Source organism: Campylobacter sp. 2457A, from assembly GCF_020135895.1.
GTDB classification, from domain to species: Bacteria; Campylobacterota; Campylobacteria; order Campylobacterales; family Campylobacteraceae; genus Campylobacter_D; species Campylobacter_D taeniopygiae.
On sequence record NZ_JACHTO010000111.1, the window covers coordinates 1 to 379 of the forward strand.

Below are 379 nucleotides of genomic sequence, written 5' to 3' on the forward strand. Positions count from 1 at the left end.
GTACTAGATTTAGCAAAAGCAAAATGTTGCATAGAATTACCCATAACACTATCAATAAATGTTGATCTTCTTGAAGTAGTGTTGATTAAAGATCTAAAAGTAGCTCCTGCTATGGAAGCATTAAGGTTAAAATCTGTTGCTAATTTTCCTGTGAGTGGATCAACATCTATAGTGATTTCACCGCCACCATTTACACTTATACCACCTATTTTATCAGGTTTTACTCCTGAAATGAGATTGCTAACATTATCAAGTTGTCCTAAATCAAGTCCGCTTTGATCTACAGTGACTTTATCTACAGTTACATTGTCTTTATTATCTCCACCTACCACAACAGTTTCTAATTGACCATTTTCATCAGTAGAAACAACCCAATCTT

At 34.0% G+C, this 379-nt stretch carries 1 pseudogene; it reads right to left on the reverse strand.

Annotated elements, in window-relative coordinates:
* A pseudogene (locus H2280_RS08565) lies at positions 1-379 on the reverse strand (autotransporter outer membrane beta-barrel domain-containing protein); the annotation flags it as partial.